Source organism: Mesobacillus sp., from assembly GCF_049588175.1.
Classification (GTDB): Bacteria; Bacillota; Bacilli; order Bacillales; family Cytobacillaceae; genus Mesobacillus.
Map to the genome: position 1 here is coordinate 1 of NZ_JBAVFI010000163.1, position 2,503 is coordinate 2,503.

Here is a 2,503-nt window from a genome sequence, read left to right on the forward strand (position 1 = left end):
TAATCAGCAGAAAGTACAATGCTTTAGCCTGATTTCCTTTCCTCTCTAAAAGAATGGCAAATAGTAAGGAAGCTATTCCAGGGATGGCCATGGTGGATAACAAGGGCATTTGCTGACCAGATAGTAAATGAAGCATCAATATGATTAAGGTGGCAAAGGTCCATTCCATATAAAAACGGAAAAATATGTTCAAGACTTTTTTATTCATTACATCGCCACCTCCTTCATCATGAGTTTGAGCGGTTCTAAAACGGCTTTCTCCTCCTCACCTCTTTGCAGCTCCAAAAGCTGGACCCCATCCCTGCCAAAATCCTTGAAATAAACATCTGCACCTTCTGTTCGAATTCCTGTATGGATCATCGTAGGTGCGGCTGGAATATGCCTTTTGTAAAAGAACAGCATCTTGTCATACGGGATTGTAGGAGAATGATAGTCTGCAATCGCCAAAATATCGAGCAGTTTTTGCAGATGATCCTTTCCTGAACCTAATGGTATATAAGTAAAAGGAGTGGCACCCGCTGATCTGATATTCATACAAAGAGAAAATGGAATGTTAGCCTTATGGAAGAAATAAGCCATTTCAGCTATGCTGCTCATAAGGAATTCCAGCAAGACTGTTACAGAAAAGCCATCTACTACATTAACAAACAAAACAGCACCTGCTTCGGTTATCCGCTCAAATTCCTTTGTTTGCAATGTCATTCTCCTGGCACTTGCTTTCCAGTTAATTCTGTTAAAACTGTCAGTCGGAAGATAATCTCTTGTGCCAATTGGACCCATACTATCTTCAAAAACTGAAAATAACGATGGGCTGTTACCTGGTTTAAATGATTTATGTTTATCTATGTTTCTGACAGAGATCGGCCTTGGGTATACAAGTGCCTCCATATTAATGACATCTTTAAACTCCAGGATCGTGTCCCCAAAGCCAAAAAAATGCGGTATATGAAGTTCCAATCTCCTGATTTTTGACATCCCGCGCTTTTCAGCGGCAAACGGGATTTTAATGATTGTTTGTTCCTTCCGACTTAATGATACCGGCATGCCTACATCAACCTTTGATTGGTGAATATGAAATTCTCCTGAAACAGGTACTACGGCACTGTCAAAATAAACAGTCAACCTTGCCTTCATGATAGGCAGTCCATGGTTAGCAAAAAGAAGAGACCATTCGCCGTTATCACCTATGAAATAACGGTTTCTTTCACGCTTATTTTCAAAGACAAGACCCTCGCCAATATGCTTTAAATAATATGAGTTAGCAGCTGTTATTAATATAATTAGCAGCCCAGCCCCGAAAATAAACCATGAATTAAAGTAAAAGCTGGCAATGACCAATAGAATGCCGAGCAAAGCTAGAATGGATAAAAAACGGTCCTCGATGATTACTTTTTTCCACTGCATAGCCTCAAACCTCAACTTCCACCGGAAGCGGAATAGATTCTAACAGATCCTTAACCACTTTTTCAGGAGTAGAAGTTAAAGATGCCTCAGCTGTTAAATAGATTCTGTGTCCTAAAACGAATGGAGCCATTTCCTTTATATCATTTGGGATTACATAGTTCCTGCCCTTAACAAGGGCTCTTCCCTGAGCTGCTTTCACCAAAGCGAGAGTTCCACGAGGACTGATCCCTAATTCTATGGAAGAATGGTTTCTCGTTTCCCTTGTGATTTTCAGCAAGTATTGCTCAACAACTTCAGAAAGCTGCACATTTTCAAGCTCTCTCTTCAATTGAATAATATCCTCTTTGCTCAATACAGGATTTATTTCTTCTTTTGAAGAACCAAATCTATGCTTGCGGATCATTTCTCTTTCTTCATTCAATTCAGGATAACCAAGGGAAAGTTTAATAAAAAAGCGGTCCATTTGCGCTACGGGAAGCTGGAAAGTACCCTGCTGAGACTCGACTGGATTTTGTGTTGCAATTACCAAGAATGGTGTGTTCAGCTGAATCGTATGGCCATCAATTGTCACCTGTTGTTCTTCCATCGCCTCAAGCAAGCTTGACTGCGTCCGAGGTGTTGCACGGTTAATTTCATCAGCTAAAAGGATATTAGTAACAATGGGACCGGGCTTTAATACAAACTCCTGAAGCTTCGGATTGAAAAATTGAATCCCGGTTATATCGCTAGGCAGCACATCCGGCGTAAATTGAATTCTTGAAAACTCTCCGCTAATAGCTTTCGAAAAGGTTTTAGCAAGCAAAGTTTTCCCAGTACCCGGAACGCTTTCCATTAAAATATGGCCATTATTTAAAAGTGAAATCACCATCATTTCCACTTCAAAATCACGGCCAATGACATTTTTACTTATTTCTTTTTTTAATTTTTCAAGTTTTGCTGACCATTCCATTTTTACTCCCCCTGAGTTATCAGAAAATTTCTCTTTTTTAAAAGTTTACCATCTGCTGTAATAAAAGAAAACTCAGACCCATTTTTATCCATTCTCATTTAAACAAAAGTTGAGTTAATGCTGGTTGTTCCCTTCCGATCCAATCAACAT

At 39.5% G+C, this 2,503-nt stretch carries 3 protein-coding genes; all 3 read right to left on the minus strand.

Going from position 1 to position 2,503, the window contains the following annotated elements:
* Positions 1-208, minus strand: a 208-nt coding sequence (locus tag WB217_RS03905) for a hypothetical protein (RefSeq protein WP_423990824.1), incomplete at its 3' end; no start/stop codon positions are given.
* Positions 208-1,404, minus strand: coding sequence for a DUF58 domain-containing protein (locus WB217_RS03910; RefSeq protein ID WP_423990826.1), 1,197 nt, complete (start codon positions 1,402-1,404; stop codon positions 208-210). The genes WB217_RS03910 and WB217_RS03905, both read right to left, overlap by 1 nt.
* 4 nt (positions 1,405-1,408) lie before the next feature.
* Positions 1,409-2,353: an AAA family ATPase gene (locus WB217_RS03915; RefSeq protein ID WP_423990828.1), complete on the minus strand. Its 945-nt coding sequence runs from the start codon at positions 2,351-2,353 to the stop codon at positions 1,409-1,411.
* Between the last annotated feature and the right edge of the window lie 150 nt (positions 2,354-2,503).